At 64.9% G+C, this 25368-nt stretch carries 24 protein-coding genes; 13 read left to right on the top strand and 11 right to left on the bottom strand.

Annotated elements, in window-relative coordinates; genetic code table 11:
* Positions 1–7: 7 nt before the first annotated feature.
* The 4 genes from nadA (at position 8) to mdlC (ending at position 5242) form a co-directional block, all read left to right on the top strand.
* Positions 8–1045 carry a quinolinate synthase NadA gene (nadA, locus tag ACYQ01_RS00560; protein WP_459931894.1) on the top strand — a complete coding sequence of 346 codons (1038 nt, stop codon included), beginning with the start codon at positions 8–10 and terminating at the stop codon, positions 1043–1045.
* Entirely contained in the window at positions 1042–1533 is a 492-nt protein-coding gene (locus ACYQ01_RS00555) for an aminoacyl-tRNA deacylase (protein WP_459931893.1), read from the top strand. Before nadA ends, ACYQ01_RS00555 begins: the two co-directional genes overlap by 4 nt.
* A 6-nt stretch (positions 1534–1539) precedes the next feature.
* Positions 1540–3123, top strand: a complete 1584-nt coding sequence (nadB, locus tag ACYQ01_RS00550) for an L-aspartate oxidase (RefSeq protein ID WP_459931892.1) — start codon at positions 1540–1542, stop codon at positions 3121–3123.
* 493 nt (positions 3124–3616) lie between these two features.
* Positions 3617–5242, top strand: a complete 1626-nt coding sequence (gene mdlC / locus ACYQ01_RS00545) for a benzoylformate decarboxylase (RefSeq protein WP_459931891.1) — start codon at positions 3617–3619, stop codon at positions 5240–5242.
* Between the two features lie 152 nt (positions 5243–5394).
* Here the strand turns inward: mdlC and ACYQ01_RS00540 are convergent, their stop codons facing one another.
* Entirely contained in the window at positions 5395–5838 is a 444-nt protein-coding gene (locus tag ACYQ01_RS00540) for a hypothetical protein (protein ID WP_459931890.1), read from the bottom strand.
* 151 nt (positions 5839–5989) lie between these two features.
* Positions 5990–6586 (bottom strand): class I SAM-dependent methyltransferase, encoded by a 597-nt coding sequence (locus tag ACYQ01_RS00535; RefSeq protein ID WP_459931889.1) that lies wholly within the window; start codon positions 6584–6586, stop codon positions 5990–5992.
* 81 nt (positions 6587–6667) lie between these two features.
* Between ACYQ01_RS00535 and larE the strand changes: the two genes are divergently transcribed.
* From larE to ACYQ01_RS00515, 4 genes are all read left to right on the top strand, one after another.
* A complete protein-coding gene (larE, locus tag ACYQ01_RS00530) occupies positions 6668–7504 on the top strand; it encodes an ATP-dependent sacrificial sulfur transferase LarE (RefSeq protein ID WP_459931888.1) in 837 nt (278 codons plus the stop codon).
* Entirely contained in the window at positions 7501–8154 is a 654-nt protein-coding gene (larB, locus tag ACYQ01_RS00525; RefSeq protein WP_459931887.1) for a nickel pincer cofactor biosynthesis protein LarB, read from the top strand. The genes larE and larB overlap by 4 nt, the downstream gene beginning before the upstream one ends.
* A complete protein-coding gene (gene larC, locus ACYQ01_RS00520; RefSeq protein WP_459931886.1) occupies positions 8147–8887 on the top strand; it encodes a nickel pincer cofactor biosynthesis protein LarC in 741 nt (246 codons plus the stop codon). Before larB ends, larC begins: the two co-directional genes overlap by 8 nt.
* 139 nt (positions 8888–9026) lie before the next feature.
* Entirely contained in the window at positions 9027–9581 is a 555-nt protein-coding gene (locus tag ACYQ01_RS00515) for a hypothetical protein (RefSeq protein ID WP_459931885.1), read from the top strand.
* A gap of 122 nt (positions 9582–9703) precedes the next feature.
* Here the strand turns inward: ACYQ01_RS00515 and ACYQ01_RS00510 are convergent, their stop codons facing one another.
* Complete coding sequence (locus tag ACYQ01_RS00510) at positions 9704–10114, bottom strand: DUF4079 family protein (RefSeq protein ID WP_459931884.1); 411 nt, start codon at positions 10112–10114, stop codon at positions 9704–9706.
* A 113-nt stretch (positions 10115–10227) separates the two neighbouring features.
* On the opposite strand from ACYQ01_RS00510, the gene bioB reads away from it, so the two are divergent.
* From bioB to bioA, 5 genes are read left to right on the top strand one after another with little or no spacing between them, the layout of a single operon-like run.
* Entirely contained in the window at positions 10228–11235 is a 1008-nt protein-coding gene (gene bioB, locus ACYQ01_RS00505) for a biotin synthase BioB (protein WP_459931883.1), read from the top strand.
* Positions 11228–12406: an aminotransferase class I/II-fold pyridoxal phosphate-dependent enzyme gene (locus ACYQ01_RS00500; protein WP_459931882.1), complete on the top strand. Its 1179-nt coding sequence runs from the start codon at positions 11228–11230 to the stop codon at positions 12404–12406. Before bioB ends, ACYQ01_RS00500 begins: the two co-directional genes overlap by 8 nt.
* Positions 12403–13062: an alpha/beta fold hydrolase gene (locus tag ACYQ01_RS00495; protein ID WP_459931881.1), complete on the top strand. Its 660-nt coding sequence runs from the start codon at positions 12403–12405 to the stop codon at positions 13060–13062. Before ACYQ01_RS00500 ends, ACYQ01_RS00495 begins: the two co-directional genes overlap by 4 nt.
* Positions 13047–13826, top strand: coding sequence for a methyltransferase domain-containing protein (locus tag ACYQ01_RS00490; protein ID WP_459931880.1), 780 nt, complete (start codon positions 13047–13049; stop codon positions 13824–13826). Before ACYQ01_RS00495 ends, ACYQ01_RS00490 begins: the two co-directional genes overlap by 16 nt.
* A 4-nt stretch (positions 13827–13830) precedes the next feature.
* Positions 13831–15795 carry an adenosylmethionine--8-amino-7-oxononanoate transaminase gene (bioA, locus tag ACYQ01_RS00485; protein ID WP_459931879.1) on the top strand — a complete coding sequence of 655 codons (1965 nt, stop codon included), beginning with the start codon at positions 13831–13833 and terminating at the stop codon, positions 15793–15795.
* Positions 15796–16119: 324 nt separating this feature from the next.
* Here the strand turns inward: bioA and ACYQ01_RS00480 are convergent, their stop codons facing one another.
* From ACYQ01_RS00480 to ACYQ01_RS00445, 8 genes are all read right to left on the bottom strand, one after another.
* A complete protein-coding gene (locus ACYQ01_RS00480; RefSeq protein ID WP_459931878.1) occupies positions 16120–16371 on the bottom strand; it encodes a YMGG-like glycine zipper-containing protein in 252 nt (83 codons plus the stop codon).
* A 10-nt stretch (positions 16372–16381) separates the two neighbouring features.
* Positions 16382–16768, bottom strand: a complete 387-nt coding sequence (locus tag ACYQ01_RS00475; protein ID WP_459931877.1) for a hypothetical protein — start codon at positions 16766–16768, stop codon at positions 16382–16384.
* Between the two features lie 149 nt (positions 16769–16917).
* Positions 16918–18000 (bottom strand): hypothetical protein, encoded by a 1083-nt coding sequence (locus ACYQ01_RS00470; protein WP_459931876.1) that lies wholly within the window; start codon positions 17998–18000, stop codon positions 16918–16920.
* A gap of 180 nt (positions 18001–18180) precedes the next feature.
* Positions 18181–19134: a magnesium transporter CorA family protein gene (locus tag ACYQ01_RS00465; RefSeq protein ID WP_459931875.1), complete on the bottom strand. Its 954-nt coding sequence runs from the start codon at positions 19132–19134 to the stop codon at positions 18181–18183.
* A 255-nt stretch (positions 19135–19389) separates the two neighbouring features.
* A complete protein-coding gene (locus ACYQ01_RS00460) occupies positions 19390–20487 on the bottom strand; it encodes an HprK-related kinase B (RefSeq protein ID WP_459931874.1) in 1098 nt (365 codons plus the stop codon).
* Positions 20484–21368, bottom strand: coding sequence for a GAK system ATP-grasp enzyme (locus ACYQ01_RS00455; RefSeq protein ID WP_459931873.1), 885 nt, complete (start codon positions 21366–21368; stop codon positions 20484–20486). The genes ACYQ01_RS00460 and ACYQ01_RS00455 overlap by 4 nt, the downstream gene beginning before the upstream one ends.
* Before the next feature lie 396 nt (positions 21369–21764).
* Positions 21765–22238: a MarR family winged helix-turn-helix transcriptional regulator gene (locus ACYQ01_RS00450; RefSeq protein WP_459931872.1), complete on the bottom strand. Its 474-nt coding sequence runs from the start codon at positions 22236–22238 to the stop codon at positions 21765–21767.
* Positions 22235–25360, bottom strand: coding sequence for an efflux RND transporter permease subunit (locus tag ACYQ01_RS00445; RefSeq protein ID WP_459931871.1), 3126 nt, complete (start codon positions 25358–25360; stop codon positions 22235–22237). The genes ACYQ01_RS00450 and ACYQ01_RS00445 overlap by 4 nt, the downstream gene beginning before the upstream one ends.
* Positions 25361–25368: the final 8 nt, after the last annotated feature.

Genomic DNA, 25368 nt, shown 5'->3' with positions numbered 1-25368 from the left:
CACACACATGCGGGAAAATGCCCACTTTGCGGCGATAGAAGAGGCGCGGGCCAAGCTGGGCGACCGGCTGGTGATCCTGGCCCACCACTACATGAACGACGCCGTGGCCCGCCACGCGGACTACACCGGCGATTCGCTGGAATTGTCGCGGCGCGTGCCGGGCCTGGACGCCGAATACATCGTGTTCTGCGGGGTGTTCTTCATGGCCGAAACCGCGGCCATTCTCACCAAGCCCGGGCAGAAGGTGTTCATACCGGAAAAAAATTCCAACTGCGTCATGTCCGACATGGCCCCGGCCTGGCTTCTGCCCCGGGTCCTGGACCGCCTGGACCAGGCCGGCATTTCCGCCCTGCCCCTGACCTACGTCAACTCTTCGGCCGGGGTGAAGGCCCTGGTGGGCGAACGCGGCGGGTCCGTATGCACCTCGGCCAACGCCAAGACCATGCTGGCCTGGGCCATGGACAACGGGGAACGCACCCTGTTTCTGCCCGACATGCGCCTGGGGTCCAACGCCTGCGACTGGCTGGACGTGCCCCGCAAGGACCGCCATATCCTGAACATCAAAAAGCATGGCGACGCCCTGAACACCGTCAAGGCCGCGCAGGCCAAGGTGCTTCTCTGGCCGGGACAGTGCGTGATCCATTCCCGCTTCAAGGCCGAGCAGATCGCCCAGGCCAGGCGGTCCTCCCCGGGGTGCCTGGTGGTGGTCCACCCCGAGTGCCATCCCTCGGTGGCGACCCAGGCCGACGCCTGCGGGTCCACTTCGCTCATCATCACGTTCGTGGCCGAAGCGCCCAAGGGTTCGGTCATCTACATCGGCACCGAGTTCAACCTTGTGGCCCGGCTGGCCCATCAATACAGGGGGGAGAAGGAAATCCATCCCCTGTACCCGTCCACCTGCTCGAACATGGCCAAGATCACCGAGGAAAAGCTGGCCGTCACGCTCGCAAACCTGGACTCCCAGCCCACGGTGGAGGTCGACGACCGGGTGCGCGACGGCGCGCGCCTGGCCCTGGAGCGCATGCTCGAGGCGTGCGGCCGTTGAGCGGGAACAAGGAGCCGGTCACCCCGGCCGTGCGGGTTCTGCGCGCGGCCAAGGCGGCATACGAGCTCAACTTTTACGACTACATGGATCATGGGGGCACGTCTCGGGCCTCGCAGGAACTCGGTTTGCCCGAACACGCGGTCATCAAGACCCTGGTGTTCGAGGACGAAGGCAAGAAGCCCTTTCTTGTTCTCATGCACGGCGACCTGGAAGTGTCCCTGCGCGAAACGGCCCGCGTCCTGGGGGTGAAGACCGTGACCCCCTGCACCCCGGAAACCGCCCATCGCCACACCGGCTACATGGTGGGGGGCACCTCGCCCTTCGGCACGCGAAAATCCCTGCCGATACTGGCCGAGCAAACCATTTTCGACCTTGAGCGCATCTATGTGAACGCAGGCAAACGCGGAGTTCTGGCCGCCCTGGCCCCCGCGGTCTTGCGCGAGCATCTGAAAATAACCCTGGTGAAGGTAGGCAGGCCGAGGAGGTAGTGTTCCATGGACGACTCGCGCATCAAAACCCAGGTGCTCGTCATCGGCTCCGGCGCGGCCGGATGCTCCACGGCCCTCACCCTGGCCAACGAAGGCCGGGAGGTCACCCTGCTCACCTCGGGCGACAAGCTGAGCGACGGCAACTCCGCCCTGGCCCAGGGCGGCATCGTCTACACCTGTCCCGACGACTCGCCCAAAAAGCTGGAAAAAGACGTCCTGGTCTGCGGCTGGCGGCACAACTCCGTGGCGGCCGTGCGATTCTTGGCCCGCCGTGGGCCCGAAGTGGTCAAGGAACTGCTTATCGACTCCCTGCACGTGCCCTTTGAACGCGTGTCCGACGGATCCTACCACCTCACCAAGGAAGGCGGCCACGGCCTGGCCCGGATTCTCCACTGCGCCGACGCCACGGGATTCGCCATCATGGAGCACCTGGCGGCCGCCGTGAGCGCCCATCCCAACATCCGGGTGCTCAGCGGACGCACCGCCGTGGACCTGCTCACCTCCCACCACCACGCCGGACTCCTGGAATACAAGTACCACTTGGACAACAACTGCCTGGGCGCCTACGTCTTCAACGACAACACCAAGTCCGTGGAGACCATCCTGGCGGACTTCACCATCCTGGCCACGGGGGGCGTGGGCAGGCTCTACCTGCACACCACCAACTCGCGTTCGAGCGTGGGATCGGCCCTGGCCATGGCCTACCGGTGCGGGGCCAAGAGCATGAACACGGAGTACATCCAGTTTCATCCCACCAGCCTCTATCACCGGGCGGAACGGCGTTTTCTCATCACCGAGGCCATGCGCGGCGAAGGAGCCAAGCTCGTCAACGCCAAGGGCGAGACCTTCATGACCCGCTACGACCAGCGGGCCGACCTGGCCCCGCGCGACATCGTGGCCCGGGCCATCATCGACGAGCTGCTCCACTCCGGGGAGGACTGCGTCTACCTCGACGCGGCAAACCACGTGAAAGACGTGACCAAGCGCTTTCCCGGCATCGCGGCCAAATGCCTGGAAGTGGGCATCGACATTGCCAAGGCCCCCATCCCGGTGGTGCCGGCGGCGCACTACTCCTGCGGCGGCGTGCTCGTGGATCAGAGCGGACGCACCACCGTGGAGCGACTCTACGCCATCGGCGAATGCAGTTGCACGGGCCTGCACGGAGCCAACCGCCTGGCCTCCACCTCCCTGTTGGAATGCCTGGTCTGGGGGGTTTACGCCGCGCGCGACATCAACAAGCGCTCCGCCAGCAAGAAAAGCGCCATGCCCAAGAAGCTCATGGCCTCCATTCCCGACTGGGTCAGCCCCGGCCAACAGGCCAACGAGGACCCGGCCCTCATCGCCCAGGACTGGAGCACCATCCGCCACACCATGTGGAACTACGTGGGCATAAACCGCACCTCTTCGCGGCTCAAACGCTCGTTCGCGGACCTGCGCGACCTCAACATGCACCTGCACGACTTCTACCGCGAAACCCCCATCTCCAAGCCCATCGTGGACCTGTTCCACGGCTGCCAGGCCGCCTACCTGATCACCTTGTCGGCCATGCTCAACAAGAAATCGCTGGGATGCCATTACCGGGTGGACTAGCGGAAAAAAACGATACCGCCTTCCGCCGGCTCGCGTCGCGTCCTTCGATCCTTTTCGGGAGGGCAAAGTCGGCCCCTAGCCGCCCGGAGCCGGGTGAAAGCACTCCCGGAGCGCGATCCCCCCGCATTCCGGCGGTCTTTCTTGCCGATAAACGCGCAGAGGCCGTACAGGCCTCCCCGGACCGCAGGGACGCCGCTTCTTTTCCTGAACGTTTTCCCCTTGCACAAAAAAGGCAAATTCCTGAAAAGAGAACGAGAAGCCTGGAAGCCCGGCGTCTCCCGTGGTCCGGGAACGCGCGCACGGCACCACCATGTGGGAACATTCGCGCCCTGCGGGCGGGAATCGGGGTTCGGTCGATGTGGCGAGCGCCGCTATCGACACCCCCCGGCCTGGCGTCGGCTTCGCTCCCAGGCAACATCGTCGGCCCACCCAGGCCCGAGGATTGCGCCGCGCGTTTGCCCCACAGCCCAAACCCTCATCCAGGGAGTCGCACATGCCTTCAGTTCGCGAAGTCACCTTCAACCTGCTGCGTCGTCTCGGACTCACCACCGTCGTCGGCAATCCCGGCTCCACGGAAGAGACCTTCCTGAAAAACTTTCCCGAGGACTTCACCTACGTCCTCGCCCTCCAGGAATCGAGTGTCATCGCGATAGCCGATGGCCTGGCCCAGGGGCTCAACCAGCCCGTGCTGGTGAACGTGCATACGGGCGCGGGGATGGGCAACGCCATGGGAACCCTTCTTTCGGCCTTTCTCAACAAGACGCCGCTCATCGTCACCGCCGGGCAACAAACCCGCGACATGTTGCTTTGCGAACCCTTTCTCACCAACTTCGACGCGGTGAACATGCCGCGCCCCTGGGTCAAATGGAGCTACGAACCGCAACGCGCCCAGGACGTGCCCGGCGCTTTCATGCGCGCCTACGCCATGGCCGTGCAGCAGCCCACCGGCCCGGTATTCCTCTCCCTGCCCCTGGACGATTGGGACCAGGACATGGAGGACATGGACGTTTTGCGCACCGTGGCCTCCCGCGTGGCCCCGGACCCGGACCGGGCCCAGGAGTTTGCGCGGCGCATAAACGAAAGCGCCAATCCGGTCCTGGTTTACGGAGGCGACATCGCCCGAAGCCGGGCCTGGGACGAGGGCGTGGCTTTCGCCGAAAAACTCCAGGCGCCGGTGTGGGCCGCACCCTTTCCCGAAAACATCTGCTTTCCCGAAAACCATCCCCTGTACGCCGGCAAGCTGCCTCCGGCCATCGGCCCCTTGAGCGCGGCCCTGAAAGGCCACGACCTGATCGTCGTCATCGGCGCCCCGGTGTTTCGGTATTATCCCTGGGTTCCGGGCCGCTATCTGCCGGAAGGGGCCACGCTCCTGCACATTACCGACAACCCGTACGAGGCCGCCAAGGACGTGGCCGGCGACAGCCTGGTTTCCGACAGCCGGCTGGCCCTGCAAGCCCTCCTGGACCGGGTTTCCAAACGCGAGGGGGGGACTTCGGGCAAGGAGGCCGGTCAAGGCGAAACCGGGCCCGCAACGCCCGGGGAGGAACGGCTTCCCCTCACCGCCGAACGGGCCTTTTCCGTTTTGAGCGAGCGGGCCCCGGAAGATTGCGTCATCGTGAGCGAGTCGCCTTCGAACCTGAACGAGTTCGCGCGCACGAAACTCGGCACGATCACCAAGCCCGACAGTTACTACATGATGGCTTCAGGGGCGCTGGGCTGGGGCATGCCCGCCGCCGTGGGCCTGGCCCTGGCGGAAAAGCGCACGGGCCGCAACCGACCGGTGATCGCCGTGATCGGGGACGGATCGTTCCAGTATTCGCCCCAGGCCGTATGGACCGCCGTGCAACACGGCCTGCACGTCATTTACATCGTATTGCGAAACGAGGAATACGGCATCCTGAAATCCTTCGCCGTTCTCGAAAACACCCCCGGCGTCCCCGGACTCGACCTGCCGGGAATCGACATCGTCTCCCTGGGCCGGGGATACGGAGCCCATTCGTGCCGGGCGCAGACCGGGGACGAAATTCGCGAATGCTTCGCCAAGGCGTTGGCGACAGACGGCGTGACCGTGATCGAGATACCGATCGACAAGCACATCCACGGCTTGATCAAGGAATGACGCGTTCGCTTTCGCGGGGCGCACGCATCGAACGCGTCCCGCGAAAGCCATGGCCAGTCGTAAACACGGAAAAGCGCGGGGCGCGGGGATCAGTCGGCGAGAAAAAGGGAAGCGTCTCCGCGCCGGCGTTTTGAAACCCGCTTGAACCGTTTCTAGTTCGGCTCCGCGTACCGCTTGCGCAGGTCGTCCAGGATCTGGGCGGCTTCGGGCACGTTCTTGCGCTGCATGGCAATGACGCGCACGGCCTTGTTGACGGGAATGAACTGGTTCTCCGCGACGGCGTAAAAGGCGTCCAGGCCTTCCACGAAATCCCGCAGGGACAAACCGAATAGGTACCGGCTGGTGTTGTACTCGAAGGTGGTGCGGGTTTTTTCCTCGCAGGCCTTATCCGGCTTGTACAGGACAACGCTGCCCTGGCTGAGCACGGGATCGCTGAAGTCCGCTCCCGTGGTCACGCCGTCGAGCAGGCCGGTGACGTAGACGTATTTCTTGCCTTCGTTCCAACCGGTCCACTCTTTGCCATCACGTTCCTGGGCCTGGGCGGGGCTGGCGGCGAAAAGGGCCGCCAGGGCCAGGGCGATGCAAAAAACACGCATGCGCTCACCTCGTTTCCCGAAAGTGGTTCCCTGGTAACAGCTTCAAGGCCTGGCTGGCAACCGGCCACAGGCGGACGCGCCCCCCCCCGTGCGACGCCGCCCCGGCGCGCCCGTGTCGCAGCCGGGGCGCGCTGTTCTCGCCCCCGGGCCGTCAAACGCGCTCCGGGGGTTTGCGGCAGACCAGACGCCCCACCTTCCCGGGCGGGTCGTGGATCGGTCCCTCGTAGGCTTCCAGCGTCGGCCAGTCGAGAAACCAGCGGGCCAGTTCGCCCGGGCGGAGAAAATGCGCGGGGTTTCCCGAGCCGCCGCTTCCTCGTCCGCCTTCCAGGAAGGTCTCGCAGACCATGATCCCCCCGGGACGAAGCGCGGCGCGCAAAACGGGAATCAGCGGCCGATGCAGGTAACGCAGCACCAGCACGGCTCCCAGACTGCGCGGGGCGAAAATCGGCGGTGGGTCGGTCTCCAGGTCGAGACGGGCGATGAGAACGGGCAAGGGCTTCCCCAGGTCGCCGGCCAGAAGTCGCGCCGTGGCCTGGGTCAGGGCCAAGCTCGTGGCCGAGGCGTCCACCAGAACGACCCGGCACCCTCCCACGGCGAGAAAGAGCCCGTTGCGGCCGTCTCCGGCGGCCACGTCCAGCACCGGACCGAGCCGGCAAGCCTCCGAAAGGGTGGAGCCATGGCGCTCCACCACGGCCGCCGGACGCAGGCCCCGTCCGAAAAGTATGCCGGACTCTCCCCAGTTGCACATGCCGCAACCCTGTCCCGTGCGGCCGAAAAAGGCAATGGCGTCCCTCTAGCCAGGCATCTGGTAAAAGACTATACCCCGGCCATGACCATTACCTTGCGTCATGCCAAATGGACGGGGCTGGCTCAAACGCTCGAGGAAATCGGCACGCTCGTCGTGGCCGTGTCCGGCGGTGTGGACAGCCTGCTCCTGGCCACCCTGGCCCACGCCCGACTGGGGGGCCGCACGGTCATGGCCCACGCCGTCAGCCCCGCCGTGCCCGCGGCCGATACGGACCGGGTGCGCGACCAGGCCTCGGTTCAGGGCTGGAGACTGCTCACGGTCAACTCCGGCGAGTTTGAAGACGAACGCTACCTGAGTAATCCCTACGACCGATGCTATTTCTGCAAGTCGCACCTGTATTCCCTGCTCCAGGTCCTGTCGGCGGATTTGGCCCACGAGTTCGGCCGGGCTCCGGTCATCGTGAGCGGAGCCAACACCGACGACCTGGGCGAGCATCGTCCCGGCCTGGCCGCGGCCAAAGAACGGGGCATCCGCCATCCCTTTGTGGAGGCGGACGTTTCCAAGGCCGACATCCGGGCCATGGCCAGGGAACTGGCCCTGCCCTTCGCCGACTTGCCGGCCTCCCCCTGCCTTTCCAGCCGGGTGTACACCGGCACGCGCGTCACCCCGGAACGCCTCCAAGCCGTGGCCTGGGCGGAAGGCTACCTGAAGCTCACCCTGGGCGTGAGCGTGGTGCGCTGTCGCATTCGCCAGGACCAGATGCTCGTCGAACTTGCGCCCGAGGGGGTGTCCAAGGTGCCTCCCGACACGCTGAAACATCTGGAACACCAGTTGCGCGGCCGTTTTTCCACCATCGCCGCCGTCAGCCTGGACCCCGAAGGCTACCGCCCGGGAAGGGCCTTCCTCCCGGAATCATGAGCGTCACCTTCGACCATGCCAGAACCGGGCGCATCGGCCTGCCCGAGAGTGTCTACTGCGCGGAAAAACCCTTTGAATCCATCGTGCGGCTGGCCAGGGAATTTGGTCGACGTCCCGAAACGCCCGTGCTTTTCACCAGGCTGGCTCCCGAAATCTTCGACCGTCTGCCCCCGGACGCGGCCCGGGCGCTCGATTATCACCCCCTGTCGCGCACGGCCATGACCGGACGGTTGCCCTTCGCCGGCACGGGACGGGTGGCCGTGGTCTCGGCCGGCACGTCCGACGGTCCCGCCGCCTGGGAGGCCGCCCGCACCCTGGAGCACTTGGGCGTGGACCACACCGTGGTCGAAGACGTGGGCGTGGCCGGTCTCTGGCGACTGACCAGCCGCCTGGAAGAAATCAACGCCCATCATGTGGTCATCGTGACCGCCGGCATGGACGCGGCCCTGGCCTCGGTGCTGGGCGGGCTCACCCCGCGACCGCTGGTGGCCGTGCCCACCTCGGTGGGATACGGCGTGGCGGCCGGAGGTCAGGCCGCCCTGTCGAGCATGCTTTCGAGCTGCGCCCCCGGCGTCTGCGTGGTCAATATCGACAACGGATACGGCGCGGCCTGCGCCGCCGTCCGAATACTCAGGACCTTGAATGGCTGACACCATACTCGTCGTTCGCGCCCCCTCGGGGCTTTCCGGAGACATGTTTCTTGCCGGCCTGGCCCGGCTCTGCGACAACCCCCAGGCGGAAATCGACCGCCTGAGCGCCTGCCTGCCCCTGGAGCCCCTGCGCCAGGCCGCCAAGCTGACGCGAAAAACCGTGGGTGGCATCGCCGGATGGGGGCTGGAGCTTGACCTGCCCCACCAGCATGAACACCGTCACCTGGCCGACGTGGCCGCCATCATCGACCAAAGCGGCTTGACCGACCGGGTCAAAGCCCTGGCTCACAGGACGTTCGAACTGCTGGCCCAGGCCGAGGCCACGGTGCACGCCACGTCCCCGGAACGGGTGCATTTCCACGAGGTGGGCGCGCTGGACTCCATTCTCGACGTCTGCCTGGTCTGCGCGCTTTACGACTCCCTGAGCCCGGACCGCTTCGTCTGCGGCTCCCTGCCGGTGTGCGACGGACACGTGCGTTGCGCCCACGGCACGCTGTCCACTCCCGCTCCGGCCGTTCTGGCCCTCCTGGAAGGTTTGCCCATCCACGGCATCGACTCCAAAGGCGAGACCCTGACCCCAACGGCCGTGAGCCTGCTCAAGGTCCTGGAGCCCGAGTTCGGCCCCTGGCCGGCCATGGTTCTCAAACGACAGGAGCGCGTCTACGGAACACGGGTGTTGCCCGACGTGCCCAACGGCGCGATCTTCGCCTGGGGAACGGACGCCCCCGCGTAACTTGCGGCGCTGCTGGAAACGCCGCGCCCGTGGAACCCCCTTTTTGACAATCCCGTGATGTATTCCTCACGGGGTTGTTTTTTCCGGGAATCTCACTCATGGTGTTGCTAGTGGTCCATCAACCTTGGTGGGGGTGCTTATGGACGGCAAAACCAGGGCGGCGCGTTGGCGCGCCAGGCAGGTGGCCGATGGCGGCAAACCCATCGGCGTCACCTTGACGGCCGAAGCCGCCCAGGCTCTCGACCATCTCCAGGAAACATTCAAGTGGTCGCAACGCGAAGCCATTTCGTGCGCGTTGGTATACGCGGCCCAAAATCCTCATCAACTCGAAGAACGCGCCGCCCCCGGCAAGGTTGCGCTTTTGTCCGTGCCCGCCGCCAACACCAAGCGCATCGAGGAACTCGAACGCCGCCTGGAGCAGCTTGAATCCCAGTTGGAAAACCGGCAACCCGACGGCCCCGCGCCGCTTACGCCCCAAGAGTCCGCCGAGGAAAACAAACGGCGGCTTCTGCACTTCACCGCGGAACAAATGCTCGAACACGGCGAACGCATGTCGCGCGTGCAACTCTATGCCCGAGCCCTGCGGCAAGGCCTGGACCTGCCGGACACCCAGCACGGCTACAATGTCTTTATTTCCTACCACATGGAACTTATCCGCGACATCATGCGCTCCCTCAAGGAGGGCAACAACTGACGTCGCGTTGAAAACCCCGCGTTTTTTTTGAAAAAACGGTCCCCGAAGACGGCCCGAGCAATTCTTTCCGCTGAGGCCATCCCCGGCAGGACATGCAGAACACCGCGTTTGGCGCTAGCGAGTCATGGCAGCACGGACATCCCGGTGTAGATTTGTCCCAGCGCCAACACCGACACGAAAATGTTGCATAAGCCATGGACAAGGCGCAGCCTGTTGTTCGCTCCGCGGTTTTTGTTCAGCTTCAGCCCGGCGACCAATCCCACCGCAGCGAGCGTGACGATGGCCGCGCCGATGGGCATATGCACCCCAGTCTCTTCCGGCGCCGCACTGGCCAGGGACGTGGACACCAGTCCCAACCCCCAGCCGATGAACATTCCGGCCATTGCCCATTTGCCGAAAGCGACATGACGTTTCCAGGGAAACAGGACCTTGCGTCCGAAGTGCGCGGATTGAAGCCGCTTCAATCCGGAAGAGAGCACATACAGCCACAAGGCTACCGCCGCGACCATAAAGAGTGGATGGAGATAGATCATGTTCACTCCATAGACCTCTCGACCCATCTTGCCAACACGCCGGCCGGGTTGTAGGGATACCTATCCGTTTCACCAATCTCTGGTCGAACAACAAGCGCCGCTCGGCTTCGCTCATGATCAAAAACCATCTCTTCACCCAGGCCAAGCAGGACGCGCTTTCCGGGCGCATCCTCGAAGGCTCCCGCCTGGAAGCCTTCGTGGCCGACGTGGCCCAGGCCCGGGGGGACGACATCGCCTCCCTTCTCGAATCGGCACACGAAATACGGCTCAAACACATGGGCCGCGTCGTGGACCTGTGCGCCATCGTCAACGCCAAGAGCGGACGCTGTTCCGAGGACTGCGCCTTCTGCGCCCAGTCCGGCCGTTACGACACCGGCGCGCCGGAGCACCCCTTTCTCTCCGAGGAGGAAATCCGCCAGGCCGCCCGCGCCGCCGCCCGCTCGGGGGCGCGAAGGCTCGGCGTGGTGACCAGCGGCAAGACGCTCCTCTCCAGGGACTTCGACAGGCTGCTGCGATCGGTGAAGCTCGTGTCCGAGGCCGGACTTCTGGCCGACACCTCCTGCGGCATCCTGGGATTCGACCAGTTCAAGGTGCTCAAGGACGCCGGCCTGGACGCCTACCACCACAACATCGAGACCGGACCGAGCTTTTTCCCCAAGATATGCACCACACACGCCTACGAAGAGGACCTGCGCGCCGTGCGCGCCGCCCTCCAGGCCGGGCTCTACGTGTGTTGCGGAGGCATCTTCGGCCTGGGCGAAACCTGGGAACAGCGGGCCGAATTCGCCCTGACCCTGCGCGAACTGCGCGTGCCCTCCGTGCCGGTCAACTTTTTGAGCCCCATTCCGGGCACGCCCATGGGTTCGCGTTCCCCGCTCGAACCCGAAGAAGCCCTCAAGATCGTGGCGCTGTTGCGCTTCATGCTGCCCTCGGTCCACATCCGCATCTGCGGAGGCCGCCAAACCGTGTTCGCAACCCGGCGCAACCTGGCCCCGATGACCGCCGGAGCCAGCGGACTCATGATCGGCGACTATCTCACCCTCAAAGGCCTGGACGCCGGCGACGATCTGCGCGGTCTGACCGAATTGGGCTTTCTGCCCGCGGAAACCTCCCGTGATTGAAGAACGCTTTTCCCGCCTGCTGCGCGAACTCAAAACCAGCCATCGCCTGCGCCACACCAGGGCCTTCGGCCCCTCCCGGCCGGGACTGGCGACACTCGGCGAACGCACCCTGCTCGACGTCTCGTCCAACGACTACCTGGGCCTTTCCGGCCATCCGGCCCTGGCCGAACGCGCCTGCGAATACGCGCGCGTCTGGGGCGTGGGGGCCAGGGCCTCGCGTCTGATTCGCGGCACTTTCGACATCCACGCCGCCCTGGAAAAACGGTTGGCCGTGCTCAAGGGAACCCAGTCCGCGCTCGTGCTCGGAGCCGGCTTCACGGCCAACTCGTCCGTTTTGGCCGCCCTGCTGGACGCCAAGGTCCTGGGCGCCGAGCCCCTGGTCCTGGCCGACCGGCTCAACCACGCCAGCATGCACGAGGGCTGCCGCCTGGCCGGCGTGCGCCAGGTGCGCTACCGCCACCTGGACATGAATCACCTGGAAGACCTGCTCAAGGCCAAGGCCAAATACCTGGGGCCGCGCTTCATTCTTTCGGAAAGCGTTTTTTCCATGGACGGCGACCGGGCCGACGTCCGGGTCCTGGCCGAACTGGCCGACCGGTACGGCGCCTTTCTCTACCTGGACGAAGCCCACGCCACCGGGGTGCTCGGTCCCGGAGGGCGCGGACTCTCCGCCGGAGTCGCCATCGCCCAGGGGCTGGTCATGGGCACCTTCAGCAAGGCCTTGGGCGGATACGGCTCGTTCGTGTGCTGTTCCTCGCTGGTGCGGGAGTACCTGGTGAACCGTTGCGCGGGATTCATCTTTTCCACCGCCCTGCCTCCTCCGGCCCTGGGAGCCGTGGACGCCGCCCTGGACCTGGTGGCCGACATGGACGCCGATCGCCAGGCCCTGGAGCGAAACGCCCGGGACCTGCGCGAACGCCTGGCCCAGGCCGGATTGGACACGGCCGGGTCGTCCACCCAGATCATACCCGTGCTGGTCGGCCCCGACGAACAGGCCCTGGAGGCCATGCGCGCCCTGGAAGACGAGGGCATACTGGCCGTGGCCGTGCGTCCGCCCACGGTGCCCCCCGGAACCAGCCGCCTGCGCCTGTCGCTCACCGCCGCCCACACCACCCTGGACGTGGCCCGTCTGGCAGAAACCCTCATTCGCCTGCTCGGGAGCCGGCCATGACCACCCCGCACCTCGTGTTCGTGCACGGCTGGGGCTTCGACGCCACGTTCTGGAGGCCGATCCGCGCCCTTTTGTCCGACTACCCCTCCACCGCCCTGGACCTGGGCTTTTTCGGCCGCGTACGCCTGTACCCGCCCGAGGAGGCCTCCCCCCTGGTGGGCGTGGGACATTCCCTGGGCGTTTTGTGGTTGTTGCGACAGTCGTTTTTCGATCTTTCCCTTCTGGTGAGCCTGGCCGGTTTCACGGCCTTCACCGCCGGACCGGACTTGCCGCACGGAGCGCCCGAAGCGCCGGTGCGGGCCATGCGCAAGGGCCTGCGCCGCGACCCGGAAGGCGTACTGCGGGCCTTTTATCAAACCTGCGGCCTGCCTTCTTCCCTGGCGGCGGACATCGAATACGCCGATCCCATCCGGCTGGCCCGGGGTCTGGACGGCCTCCTGACCTGGCGTCAGGAGCCGCGCTTCCCGATCTGGGCCCTGGCCGCCGAAGACGACGCGGTGGTCACCCCGGCCCACACCCGCGATGCCTTTGCCGACACGGCCGTCCGGCTCGACTTCCTCGACTCGGGCGGACACGCCTTTCCCGCCGTTCGCCCGGAGGAAACCGCCGCCTTCATTCGGCAGGCCCTGTCCCAGCACCCATGGCCCACAGACTGAAGGCGCGGGTCCGTCGCGCCTTTGGGCAGGCCCAGGCCTACGACGCCCACGCTTCCGTCCAGTCCCAGGCCGCCGAGAGCCTGGCCCGTCGGGCGGTGGACGCGGGGCTTGCGCCGGGCGGACACGTATTCGAAATCGGCTGCGGCACCGGGGCGCTGGCCCTGCGCCTTTCCCGGCTCGCGCCTCCGGCCCGTCTGGTCTGCGCCGATTTGTCGCCGGGGATGCTGATCCGGGCCAGGACCAACCTGGCCGGCCTGCGTCCCACGCCGCTGCTCGCGGCCATGGACGCCGAACACCTGGCCGTAAAGCCGGGATTCGACGCCGTGGTTTCGTGCATGGCCCTGCAATGGACCATCGATCTCGCGGCCACCGTGGCCGGACTGTGGAGGCTGGTGCGCCCGGGCGGTCTGCTGGCGTTTTGCCTGCCGGGGCGAGGCACCTTCGCCTCCTGGAGCCAGGCCCACCGCGAATGCGGCCTGTGCTGCGGACTGCACGACTTTCCCGGCGAAGCGGATCTCGCGGCCATGCTGCCCCAGGCAGCGGCAATAACCGCCGAAGACCGCCCCATGTATTTCGAAAACGCCAGGGAGTTTCCCCGCCACCTCAAGGCCATCGGCGCGACCGTGCCCAGGCCCGGCTCCGCACCGCTCGGCCCGGCCCAGTTTCGCTCCGTGCTGGCGGCCCTGGACCGAGCCTACCCTGACGGCCCGGTGGTGGCCTACCGGTTGCTCTACGCCCTGGCCGTCAAACCCGAAAAGGAGTAGCGCCATGCGCGCCGACACCATCCGCACCAAGGGAATCTTCGTCACCGGCACCGACACCGGGGTGGGCAAGACCGTGGCCAGCGCCCTGGTCTGTCTGGCCCTGGACGGGGCCTATTACAAGCCCTTTCAATCCGGCGCCCTGGAAGACGACGACACCGCAGAGGTCGCCCGCCTGACCGGTCTGCCGAAGGACCGCTTTTTTCCACCGGCCGTGCGCCTGAAAGCCCCGCTTTCCCCCCTGCAGGCCGCCGAGCTCGAAGGCCTGAGCCTGGATTTGAAACAGGCCCCCCTGCCCAAGACCGACCGTCCCCTGGTGGTGGAAGGCGCGGGAGGCCTGCTGGTGCCCATCGCGGGCCGGATCACCATGGCCGACCTCATGGCCCGCTACGCCCTGCCCGTGCTGGTGGTGGCCAGGAGCGGACTGGGCACCGTGAACCACACCCTGCTCACCGTGGAGGCCCTGCGCCTGCGCGGACTCGATGTGGCCGGCGTGGCCCTGCTGGGGGATAAAAATCCGGCCAACCGGCGCGACATCGAGGTTCTGGGCCGGGTCCCCGTGGTCTTCGAGGTCGAACCCCTGGCCGAACTCCTGCCCAGGGCGCTCAAGAACCTGGCCCAAGGCCTGGACCTTTCCCCGCTCATCGACCGTCCGGGACAGGGCGACGTCCTGGAACTGAGCCGTCGCCACGTGTGGCGTCCCTTCACCCAGGCGGCCACGGCCCCGCAGCCCCTGGCCGTGGAGCGGGCCAACGGAGCGATCCTGCACACCACGGACGGACGCGATATCGTCGACCTGGTGAGTTCCTGGTGGGTGACCTCCCACGGACACAGCCATCCCCGCATCGGACGGGCCATCGCGGAGCAGGCTTCCCGTCTGGAGCAGGTGATTTTCGCCGACTTCACCCATGCCCCGGCCGCCCGTTTGGCCGAAAAGATCGTGGGCGTCCTGCCGGAAGGGTTTTCCCGGGTGTTCTACTCCGACAACGGGTCCACCGCCGTGGAAGTCGGGGTCAAGATGGCCCTGCAGTACTTCCGCAATCGCGGCGAGACTGGGCGCACCCGCCTGGCGGCCCTGCAAGGCGGCTATCACGGGGACACCGTGGGGGCCATGTCCGTGGGTTTTACCTGCGGGTATTACAAGGGCTTCGAAAAGATCGTCTTTCCGGTGGACTTTCTGCCCTACCCCGCCACCTGGATGGGCGACGACGAGGTCCAGGCCAAGGAGGACAAGGCCCTCGCCGACGTGGCCGCCTATTTTGCGGCCCACCCCGGAGAGGTGGCCGGCGTGATCCTGGAGCCGCTGGTGCAAGGCGCGGCCGGCATGCGCATGGTGCGGCCCGAGTTTCTACGCCGCCTGGCCGAATTGACGACCAAGGCCGGGGCCCTGGTCATCTTCGACGAGGTCATGACCGGGTTCGGACGCACGGGAACCCTGTTCGCCTGCCAGCGCGCCCGGGTCAAGCCGGACATCGTCTGCCTGGCCAAGGGCCTGTCCGGCGGCTTTCTGCCCCTGGCGGCCACTGTCGCCGGCGAAGAAATCTACCAGGCCTTTCTCGGCCAAGGATTCGACAAGGCCTTCGCCCATGGCCATTCCTTCACGGCCAATCCCCTGGGGTGCGCCGCGGGCCTGGCCTCGCTGAAGGTGTTCGAAGAGGAAGACACCCTGGACAAAATCGCCCGCATTGAAGCCGCGCACCGCGAACGCCTGACCGCCCTGGACGGACATCCGCGCCTGGCCCGCGCCAGAGTGTTGGGCAGCATCGGCGCGGTGGAGCTGACCGGCACGCAAAAGGGCTACGGAGCACCCATCGCCCGCCAGGTGCAGGACTTCTTTCTGGAACGCGACCAGTACGTCAGGCCTTTGGGCGAGGTATTCTACATCATGGCCCCCTTCTGCCTGGGGCTCGACGACCTGCATCAGGCCTACGACACCCTGGAAGAGGCCCTGAAGCTGCCCCTTGTCGGCTAACAGCCCGCCCAAAACGTCGATTCGTGCAGCCTGTTCAAAAAACTTGCTGGCAAGGCGCGCAAAAAAGTCAATCCTGAAGCGGAATTGGCATCCGTTGAGGGTTTGAGTTTTTCGCAGCAACGCAGCCAGCAAGGATTTTTCAACGGGCTGTTAAGCGATTCCGATACGACCCCGTGGGCAGCGCGCACTGTGTCCGCAGGGCGTTTTCAGGCCGCCACGGCCGGGACTTTCGGGCCGAAGGCCGAAAACACAAAAAACGGGCGGTTCCGGAGAGCCGCCCGTTTTTTGTGCCCAAGCGTCGCGAAATCGTGCGACGCCGTGGCGCTATTTTCGTTTCTTGCCGCTGTTGACATCCTGCTGATGGCCGTAAAGGCCGCCGGCCACCGCGCCCAGGGCGCCGCCCAGGGCCGCGCCGATGCCCACGCTGCCGCCGGAGATGGCCGCGATGCCCGCGCCCGCGCCCGCGCCGAGAAGACCACCGCTCAAAGCGCCCTGCTGGGTCTTGTTCATGTTGGTGCAGGCCGCCATAAAGACAATGCTCACAGCCAGGACAAGGCTGGTCATGGTTCTGGTCATGAACGTCTCCTTATTTCTTGATCATGTTCGGCTCGGCCACCTCGACCCAGAGCACTTCCACCACGGGCCGGTCGAGCTGATCCGGCTTCTTGGCGAAATAGTCGTCCAGAGCGGCCACGATGTCCTTGAGCTTGTACTTGCTCAGCCCCTTCACCCAACCGGGAATGAGACTCTTTCCCTGCGGATCGGGACCTTGGACCTCTTTCTCCAGTTCAATGATGGTGGTCATGCCGGCGATGAAGGCCAGCTTTTCCTCGGGGGTGGAATTTTTCCAGTTCTGACCCGTGACCACGGGAAAGCATTTTTCCGGCGCTTTGTCCTGGGCCTGGACCGATCCCACACCCACCAAGCACCAAACGCTCGCAATCAGGGCGCACAACAATGTCGAAACTCGCACAGTCGCCTCCTTGCATCCCAGGGATGCCTTGGAAAGTGAATCCTCTCACAGTACCTTGTCCGGCGGCAAAGCCCCCGTCAAGAGCCCGGACCGCGAAACGACCCGTCCAACGCGGTTCTTTCCGGATCCGGCACGCTCCCGGCTTGCCGCTATTGCCGGCGCGTGGCCTCGGTCAACACCGTCACGTTGGACTTGGTGAAAAACCCGTCGAAGCCGTCGTAGCGCTGAATATATTCGTTCACCAACCAGCTGTTGGGGCTCATCCTGGTGAATACCTGCTTGAGGCCTTCCTCGCGCGAGCCGGCCAAATCCAAAAGAAACCCCTGGCCGTGCCGGCGCAAGGCCTCCACGGTACGCTCGATGTTGGCGGTCTCGAACGCCACGTGATGGCTGCGCGCGCCGTAGTTGTGGATAAACAGTTCGGTCGGCCCGCTGGTTTCTGGGGTATCGAAGGGCGCGATGCCCGAGGTGAACACCTGGGCGTAAGCCTCGGGCGAGAGCCTGGCCACGTTGGTTATGGAGTTGAGGGACTCCACGTAGACGGCAAAGGAAAAATCGTAGCCGGTCAGGGCCATGAATTCGAGAATGGCCTGGTCGCGCTCCTCGGCCCTGACCCGGGCGGCCACATGGTCGATACGGCCGATATCGGCCAGATGGGGTCGGTCGGGCTTGGCCAGGCCCGGTTCGACCTGGCCGGCTCCGTCGGGGGTGAAGTCGCGTTTGGCCCCCAGCCATTGCACGAAGCCCAGGGAGTTGCCCGTGAAAGGGGACGGCGCGGTGCGCACGAACAGGCAGGACTCGGTGCGCTCCACCCCGCCCAGAAAGGGCACGCCGCGACGGCGCTGTATGTCGTAATAGGCTTCCACGTCGCGGCAGGAAAAGACGAACGTCTCCAGGCGGGTGTCGGGTTTCGCCCCGCTCTTGGCCCCAGTGTTGGCCTGGCGGAAGGGATTGTTCCACGCACCGGGAGCGTGGGCGCGCACCACGATGTCGGCCGAGCCGTCCAGGGCCAGTTCGGCCTGCTCCCCGTGCGGACCCACGCACCGGCGGCGCAATCCGTGGCCCGTATTGCCCAGAAGTTCGGCCACGGCCGCTTCGAAAGCCTCGGGCTGGGTGCGCACGACAAGGGCCTCCAGGTCTCCGGTCAATCCCTCGAGCCCGGCCGCGCGTCGCGTCTCGCGCACAGACTTCACCTTGGCCAACAACGTGTTGTCGTCATTTCTTTGGAACATGGCGCTCTCCCCTTGGGCAACGGATTGCGGGCGATGATAAAGAAAAGAAACGCGGGAAGGAAAGCCTTTTGTGACAAAAAGCATCGCGGCGCGCCCGGTCCGAAAGCGTCGAAGTCGAGCCCGTGACGGCGCCTGACGGGCATGTTGCGACGCGGCGACGCCGAAACGCCGCCCGGCGGATCACAGCACCTTGCTGATCCTGAGCACGAAGACGATGACCAGCGTCAGCGCCATCGCGCCGAGCATGACCAGCAGAAAGGCCATGTTTTCGCGCTGAAGCGGCAATTCCACGTTCATGCCGTACATGCTGGTGATGAGGGTGGGAATCATGATGATGACGGACAGGGACGTGAGGAACTTCATGACCTTGTTCAGGTTATTGGAAATAATGGACGAATACACGCTCGATATGGAGTTGAGGACCTCGGTGAATATCTTGGACATGTAGATGCCCTGCCTGGTGTCGATGAGGGCGATTTCCAGTTCGTCCACATCGTCCTCGGTGAACGAGAGCCGTTCCCCGTTGGCCCGGCACAGCCCCTTGCGAATGATGCGGTCGATGATGAAGTCGTTGGTCTTGAGCGCCGCGTGAAAGTAGGTCACCGACTTTTGCAGATTGAGCAGCACCTTCAGGTCGTCGTTGGAAAGCGACTGCGCCAGCCCGCGCTCCACCTCCTGGATCTTCAGGGAAATTTCCTTCAAGTACTTCATGAACAATAGCGCCACCTCGCGGATGATGTGGCAGACGCAGGCCTCGGCCCGAAAGCCCTGCTGTCGTTTCTTGTTCAGGTCCAGAATGCGCGACAAGGCCGCGTCCGTGCTTCCGCACACGGTGACGATGGCGTCGGGTCCGAGCAGGATGCCCACGGGCACCGTGGAATGGCGCGGCTCCTGTTGCCGGTTTTCCAGGATGGGGGCCCGAATGACCATGAGCGTGGCTTCTTCGCCGATCTCGATGCGCGGTCGCTCGTGCAGGTCCAGGGCGTGCTCGATGAAGGTTTCGTCGAGCCTGGCCAGTTCGGTCACGCGGCGGATCTCTCCGGTTTCGGGCTCGGTGAGGTCGATCCAGCAACGGCTGCAATCGCCTTGGTCCAGGGGGCGAATGGTCCCGTCGGGACCGTGGATGGTGATCATGGTGCTTGCGATCCGCCTTGTCCGGTTTGGATGACGCGCGCCCCGCCATCCTACGCTTCCAGGGTTCGAGACGGCGCGCCACTTTGGACCGGCACTATGGCCCAGACGCGAAAAGCTTGTGTGACGATCCGGTGAAAACTGCGCGACCCCGGTGCGTTACGGACCCGTACCGCTGGGCGTCCCAGGGCGCGCGCCCAACGCAGGCGGCCCGCCCGAAAAACATCCGGACGGGCCGCTCCCAATCGCGCGCCAAGGTCAGGAACGTTCCGCTTCGCCTCGGGCTTCCAGGAAATCCATGCAGAACCGGGCCGCCTCGGCGAAGTGCACTCCGCCGGTGAATTCGAAGACCGGACAGTCGCCCAGCAAATCGAGGTAGGCGTCCTGGGAAAAGTCGAGCCGCGCGGCCGGGTCGTCCATCTCGAAGAACAGGCCCACGTCCTTCATGAAGGCCTGGGCGAGGTCGCGCCGGGCGCGCAGGTCCACCCGCTCCACGTGCAAGGGCGAGTCGTCGCGCCGCCAGTGCAGGATGGCCAGGCCGGCCATGTCGGCCTTGAGCTTGAACTTGCCCGGCCCGAAGCACTCGTCGATAAAGGCGTCGTACTTGTGCTCCAGGTCCCAGAGTTCGGCCGGGGGCAGCTTGGAGAAACGTTCGCGTTCCTCGGCGTTCATGACCGGACCCAGGCTCTCGTTGTGGAGCACCGTGCCGGGATTGATGCGCGGCATCTTGGGGATGCCCCTCATGACCAGGCGGTTGTTTTCCCGACTGACCATCATCCGGTCGTTGCTCACGAAATCCGGGCCGAGGCGCATGATCTCAAGCGACAGGGTGGACTTGCCCGCTCCGGCGAACCCCGCGATGGTCAATCCCCGGCCCTTTACCGCCACTCCGGCGGCGTGGAACAGCAGGGCCCCAGCCTTGATGACGTGTTCGATGTAGCGATTGTTGATGAAATTGACCACCTGGTTGTCGTTGGCCAGGCAGGGACCCACGGCCAGGTTGTCCGGTCCCCCGAAAAGAAAGACCATGCCGGTGAGCACCTTGCGCACCACGCGTCCGTCCGGCAGATCGGCGAATTCTTCCTTGATCCGGGTCTTTCCCGGCTCGGGCCGCTTTATCGCCAGCGCGACCGGCAGCCCGGGAGTGTCGGCCTCGATGGCCGTGACCGCTATGATGGCCTGCCCCTCCCCGCCCAGGAAATCCCGATAGTAGTTGGCGAGTTTGGCCACGAGTTCGGCCGAATTGGAACGCACGTCGATGCGATCCTTGCCGAAGGCCAGCTTCAGGGTATGAACGGGGACGTTGTCTTGCAGAACCGTTGAAGCGATGCTCTGGCAGGTCACGCCTTGGGTCATTGAATCTTCTCCAGAACGTGGGCGGCGTAGCGTTCGGCCGCGTCAATGTTTACCGAATCGAGCAGACCGCGAAACCCGCCGAAAGCCGAGACCTCGAACACCTGGGCCCCGTCGGGAGTCTCCACCACGTCCACGCAGGTGAAGGCCATTTCCGGGAACAGGCTCTGGGCCCTGTGGGCCAAGTCCAGGATCTCCTTGGAGGGCGTGTGGGCCACGTACTTGCCTCCGGTGCGGGTGGTGGTGTCCCAGGAGTCGCCGCTGCCCTTGCGGGCGTAGGTGGCCAGGTACTCCCCTGCGAGAAAAGTCACGCCAAGGTCCAGGTGCCCGCCGGCGTGGCTGACCATCTGCTGAATGTACATGACCTTGTTTCCGGCGTTCTTGAAGTCTTCGATTTCCTCCCGCAGTTCGGGACCGGGGGCCATCACGGTCATGCCCCGGGCCTTGGTGCTGTAGAGGGGCTTGAACACGACCTTGCCGAAACGCTCCACCGCGGACATGGCTTCCTCGACGTCCTCGGTGACGACCGTGGCCGGCATGGGGATGGCGCCCAGGCGCAGGGCCGTGGTGCAGCTCAACCGGTCGATCAAGCGCAGCATGCTGTCGGGATTTGAAAAAACGGGAACTCCGGTCGCGTGGACAAAGCGCAGGATCTCCAGTCGGTCCAGGGCGTCCGGCGAATAGGTGGGGGCGATCTTCTTGACGATGATCGCGTCCAGGGCGGTGAGTTCCAGGTCCTTGTGGAAAACCTTGCCCGTATCCAGGTCGAGCCGGACGTTGGCCATGTCGATGAGCAGACGCGACCCGGTTTTGCGCTCCACCGCGTCGAGCAGCCTTTCTGTGGACCAGCCTTTGGGTGTGCCGACCACGGCGATTGTCTTCATGCCTTCTCCTTGGTCGCGCGGGCGACGTGAGGGCGAACGCCCGCATTTGTCCGGCGCACTTTCGACGACTTTGCCTCCCGTTGTCCCACGATTGTGTGACAAGTTGTTCACATCTGCTTGAAACCCGGGCGCGGCCTTTCTTTCGCGGCGTCTTACGGCTGTAATGGTTCGACCGTTTTCAGGCAAGCGACAAGGAGACTTCCGCCCTCGGCCATGGATTTGTCGCCGCAGGGCATGCCGGCCCCCCCCGGTCCGACGCGATGCGGGAGAAAAAAGACCGGCGACACCGCGTCGAACCGGCCGGGCGCACCGAAAAAAAGCCCCCGGAGACGGACTCTTCGGGGGCTTTCGGCGACGGCCCGGACTGCCTGTCCGAGCCGATGATCGCGCGCCGCGCTATTCGCAGGGACTATTTCCGCAAAGACGGCCGTAAATGAGTTCCAACACCGCGATGGCGGACTGCAACCGCTCGCTGTCGACCCCGGCCGTCAGTTCTATCTCCAGCCGCTGGGCCACCCGCACCAGTTCGTCGAAGTAGTGCAGCCCCTTGGCCGTGAGCAGAACGAACTTCATGCGCCGATCCTTGGTGGACTGTTCACGCTTGACCCAACCCTTGGTTTCCAGGCGATCGAGCAGGCGGACCAGGGAGGGGCTTTCCACGTTCATGGCCTCGGCCAGTTCGCGTTGTGTCAGGGGCCGGTCGTTGATGGCCAGGGAACAGATCACCGTGAGTTGCGCTCCGGAGAGCCCCAGCGGACGCATCTTCTCGTCGATGGAGGCCCGCCAGGCCTTGGACACCTCGTGCAGCAGGACGCCGAAGCGCACCCGGACATCCTCCTTGACATAGCATACCGGCAATTTGACGCTCACGATTTGGTCCCCGTCTTTTTCTTGCCGGTGATCCAGGCCGAAGCGTTCATGATGAGCTTGAAGAACACCGGGATGAAGAACGGCGCGATGAACGTGGCCCCGAGCATGCCGCCGATGACGCCGGTACCGATGGCGTGCCGGCTGGCCGCGCCCGCGCCCGAACTCAGGGCCAGGGGCACGCAGCCCAGCACGAAGGCGAGCGAGGTCATGATGATGGGACGAAAGCGCAAGGCGGCGGCTTCCGCGGCGGCCTGGTCCACGGGATGGCCTTCCTTCATGCGCAAGACGGCGAACTCCACGATGAGAATGGCGTTCTTGGCCGCCAAACCGATGAGGGTGACGAGCGCCACCTGAAAGTAGATGTCGTTGCTCTGCCCGCGCAGCCATGTGGCCAGGATGGCCCCGAACATGGCGAAGGGCACGGCCAGGATGACCGCCAGCGGCAGGCTCCAACGTTCGTACTGGGCGGCCAGGATGAGAAACACCATGAGGATGCCCAACAAAAACACCGAAGTCGTCGAACTCCCGGAAATCTTCTCCTGGTAGGAGGGACCGCTCCAGGCCAGGGAGTATTCCGGCGGCAGCACCTGCCGGGCCACTTCCTCCATGGCGGTAAGGGCCTGGCCCGAGCTGTAGCCCGGCGCGGGGGCCCCCATCACCTTGGCGGCGGGAAAGACGTTGAATCGCTCCACAACTTCCGGTCCGCTCGAATACACGACGTCCACCAGTGCGGTCAGGGGAATCATTTCCCCCTTCGAGTTGCGCACAAAGACTTCCTTAAGGGATTCCGGCTTGGAGCGGAAGTCCGGATCCGACTGGAGCATGACCCGAAACGTCCGGCCGAACTTGTTGAAGTCGTTGACGTAATACGCCCCGAAGGTGGACTGCATCACGTCGAACACGCCCGAGATGCTCACGCCCAAGGCCTTGGCCCGCTCCCGGTCGAGCTTGACGTCGATTTGCGGCGTGTTCGCGCCGAAGGTGGTGGCGATCTGGCCGATTTCCGGTCGTTTCTTGGCCGCCGCGATGAGTTGTCCCATCATGGCCGCCAGTTCCTTGCTGGTCTTGTCGCCCCTGTTTTGCAGATAGCCTTCGAAGCCGCCCGTGGTGCTCATGCCGGTGATGGGAGGCGGGTTGAAGGCCAGCACCAGCCCCTTGGGCATGCCCATGCCCATGCCGAAGACCTGCTTGACCATGTCGAAGGAACTCTGTCCCGGCTTGGTGCGTTCATCCCAAGGCTTGAGCGTGATGAACGAGGTGCTGTAGTTCGAGCGCAACGCGCCGCTCAAGGCGTCGTAGCCGGTCAGGGAAGCCATTTCCTTCACAATGGGGTTGGGCAGGACCATCTTGTCCAACGCGTCGGAAAATTCCGCCGTGCGGCGAAGCGCCGTGCCGTCGGGCAGAATCTTGGCCGCGATGATGAATCCCTGGTCCTCGTCGGGCAGCATGCCGTGGGGCGTGTGGGTAAAGAGCCAGAAGGTCCCCAGGCCAAGGCACGCGAACAGGACAAGGGCCAAGGCCACCCGGCGAATGAGGAACCGCACCCCGTCCGTGTAGCGCTCGGTCATACGCTCGAACCAGGCGTTGAACACCCGGAAAAACCCGGCGGGATCGCTGTGCGTGGGACGCAGAAGCAGGGCGCACAGGGCCGGGGTCAGGGTGAGGGCCACGATGCCCGAAATGGTCACCGACACGGCGATGGTGATGGCGAACTGCTTGTACATTTCGCCCGTCAGACCGCCCATGAAGGCCACGGGAACGAACACCGCGCAAAGCACCAGCACGATGGCGATGATGGGCCCCACCACTTCGGACATGGCCCGGGCCGTGGCGTCCATCGGTTGCAGACCGGAGCGCATGTTGCGCTCCACGTTTTCGAGCACCACGATGGCGTCGTCCACCACGATGCCGATGGCCAGAACCATGCCGAACAGCGTCAGGGTGTTGATGGAAAATCCCATGAGGTACATTCCCGCGAACGTGCCGATGATGGAGACCGGCACGGCCAGGCAGGGAATGAGCGTGGCCCGGAAACTCTGCAAAAAGAGGTAGACCACCAGAAACACAAGCAGCATGGCCTCGCCCAACGTCTTCACCACCTCTTCGATGGAGATGCGCACGAAGGTGGTCGTATCGTAGGGGATGACGTATTCGAGCCCCTCGGGAAAGGACTTGGCCAACTCGGCCACCTTGGCGCGCACGCGGTCCACGGTTTCCAGGGCGTTGGCGCCCGGAGCCATGAACACGCCCATGAACTCGGCGGTCTTGCCGTTCTGCTTGCCGATGAGGCTGTAGTCCTTGGCCCCGAGCTCCACGGAGGCGATATCCTTGAGGCGCAACGACGATCCGTCCGGCTCGGAGCGCAAAATGATGTTTTCGAATTCCTCCACGGTCTGCAGGCGGCCCTGCGTGGTGATCATGTAGTTGAATTCGATGTACTGTTTGGTGGGCTCCTGACCGATGCGTCCGGCGGCGAACTGGGCGTTCTGCTCCTTGATGGCCGCGGCCACGTCGCCGGGGGTGAGTTTGAGCTGGGCCATCTTGTCCGGACGCAGCCAGACGCGCATGGAGTAGTCCTTGGCCCCGAACACCATGGCGTCGCCCACGCCAGGCAGGCGCTTGAGTTCGTCCAGGATGTTCACCAGGGCGTAGTTGCTCATGAACACCGGAGAATATCGGCCGGATTCGGAACGCAGGCAGACGAGCAACAGGAAGTTGGAGGACTTCTTGACCACGTTCACGCCCTGACGACGCACTTCCTCGGGCAGGGAGTTGAGCGCGGTCTGCACGCGGTTGTTGACGTTGATGGTGGCCTGATCGGGATTGGTGCCCACGGCGAAGACCACCGACATGCTCATGGAGCCGTCCCCGGCGCTGGTGGAGCGCAGATAGAGCATGTTGTCCACGCCGTTGATCTGCTGCTCCAGCGGAGCGGCCACGGTCTGGGCGATCACTTCCGGGCTCGCGCCGGGGTAGCTGGTGGAAACCTGCACCTCGGGGGGCAAGATGTTGGGATACTGGGCCACGGGCAAGGTCTTCATGGCCACCAGGCCCGCGATGACGATAACGATGGATATGACGGCCGAAAAGATCGGACGTTGCAAAAAGAAGTTGCCTTTCATGGCGAGCC

It is taken from the genome of Fundidesulfovibrio butyratiphilus (assembly GCF_054657235.1).
The sequence above is the reverse complement of the archived record's forward strand: the minus strand, read 5'-3'. Positions and strand labels throughout refer to the sequence as shown.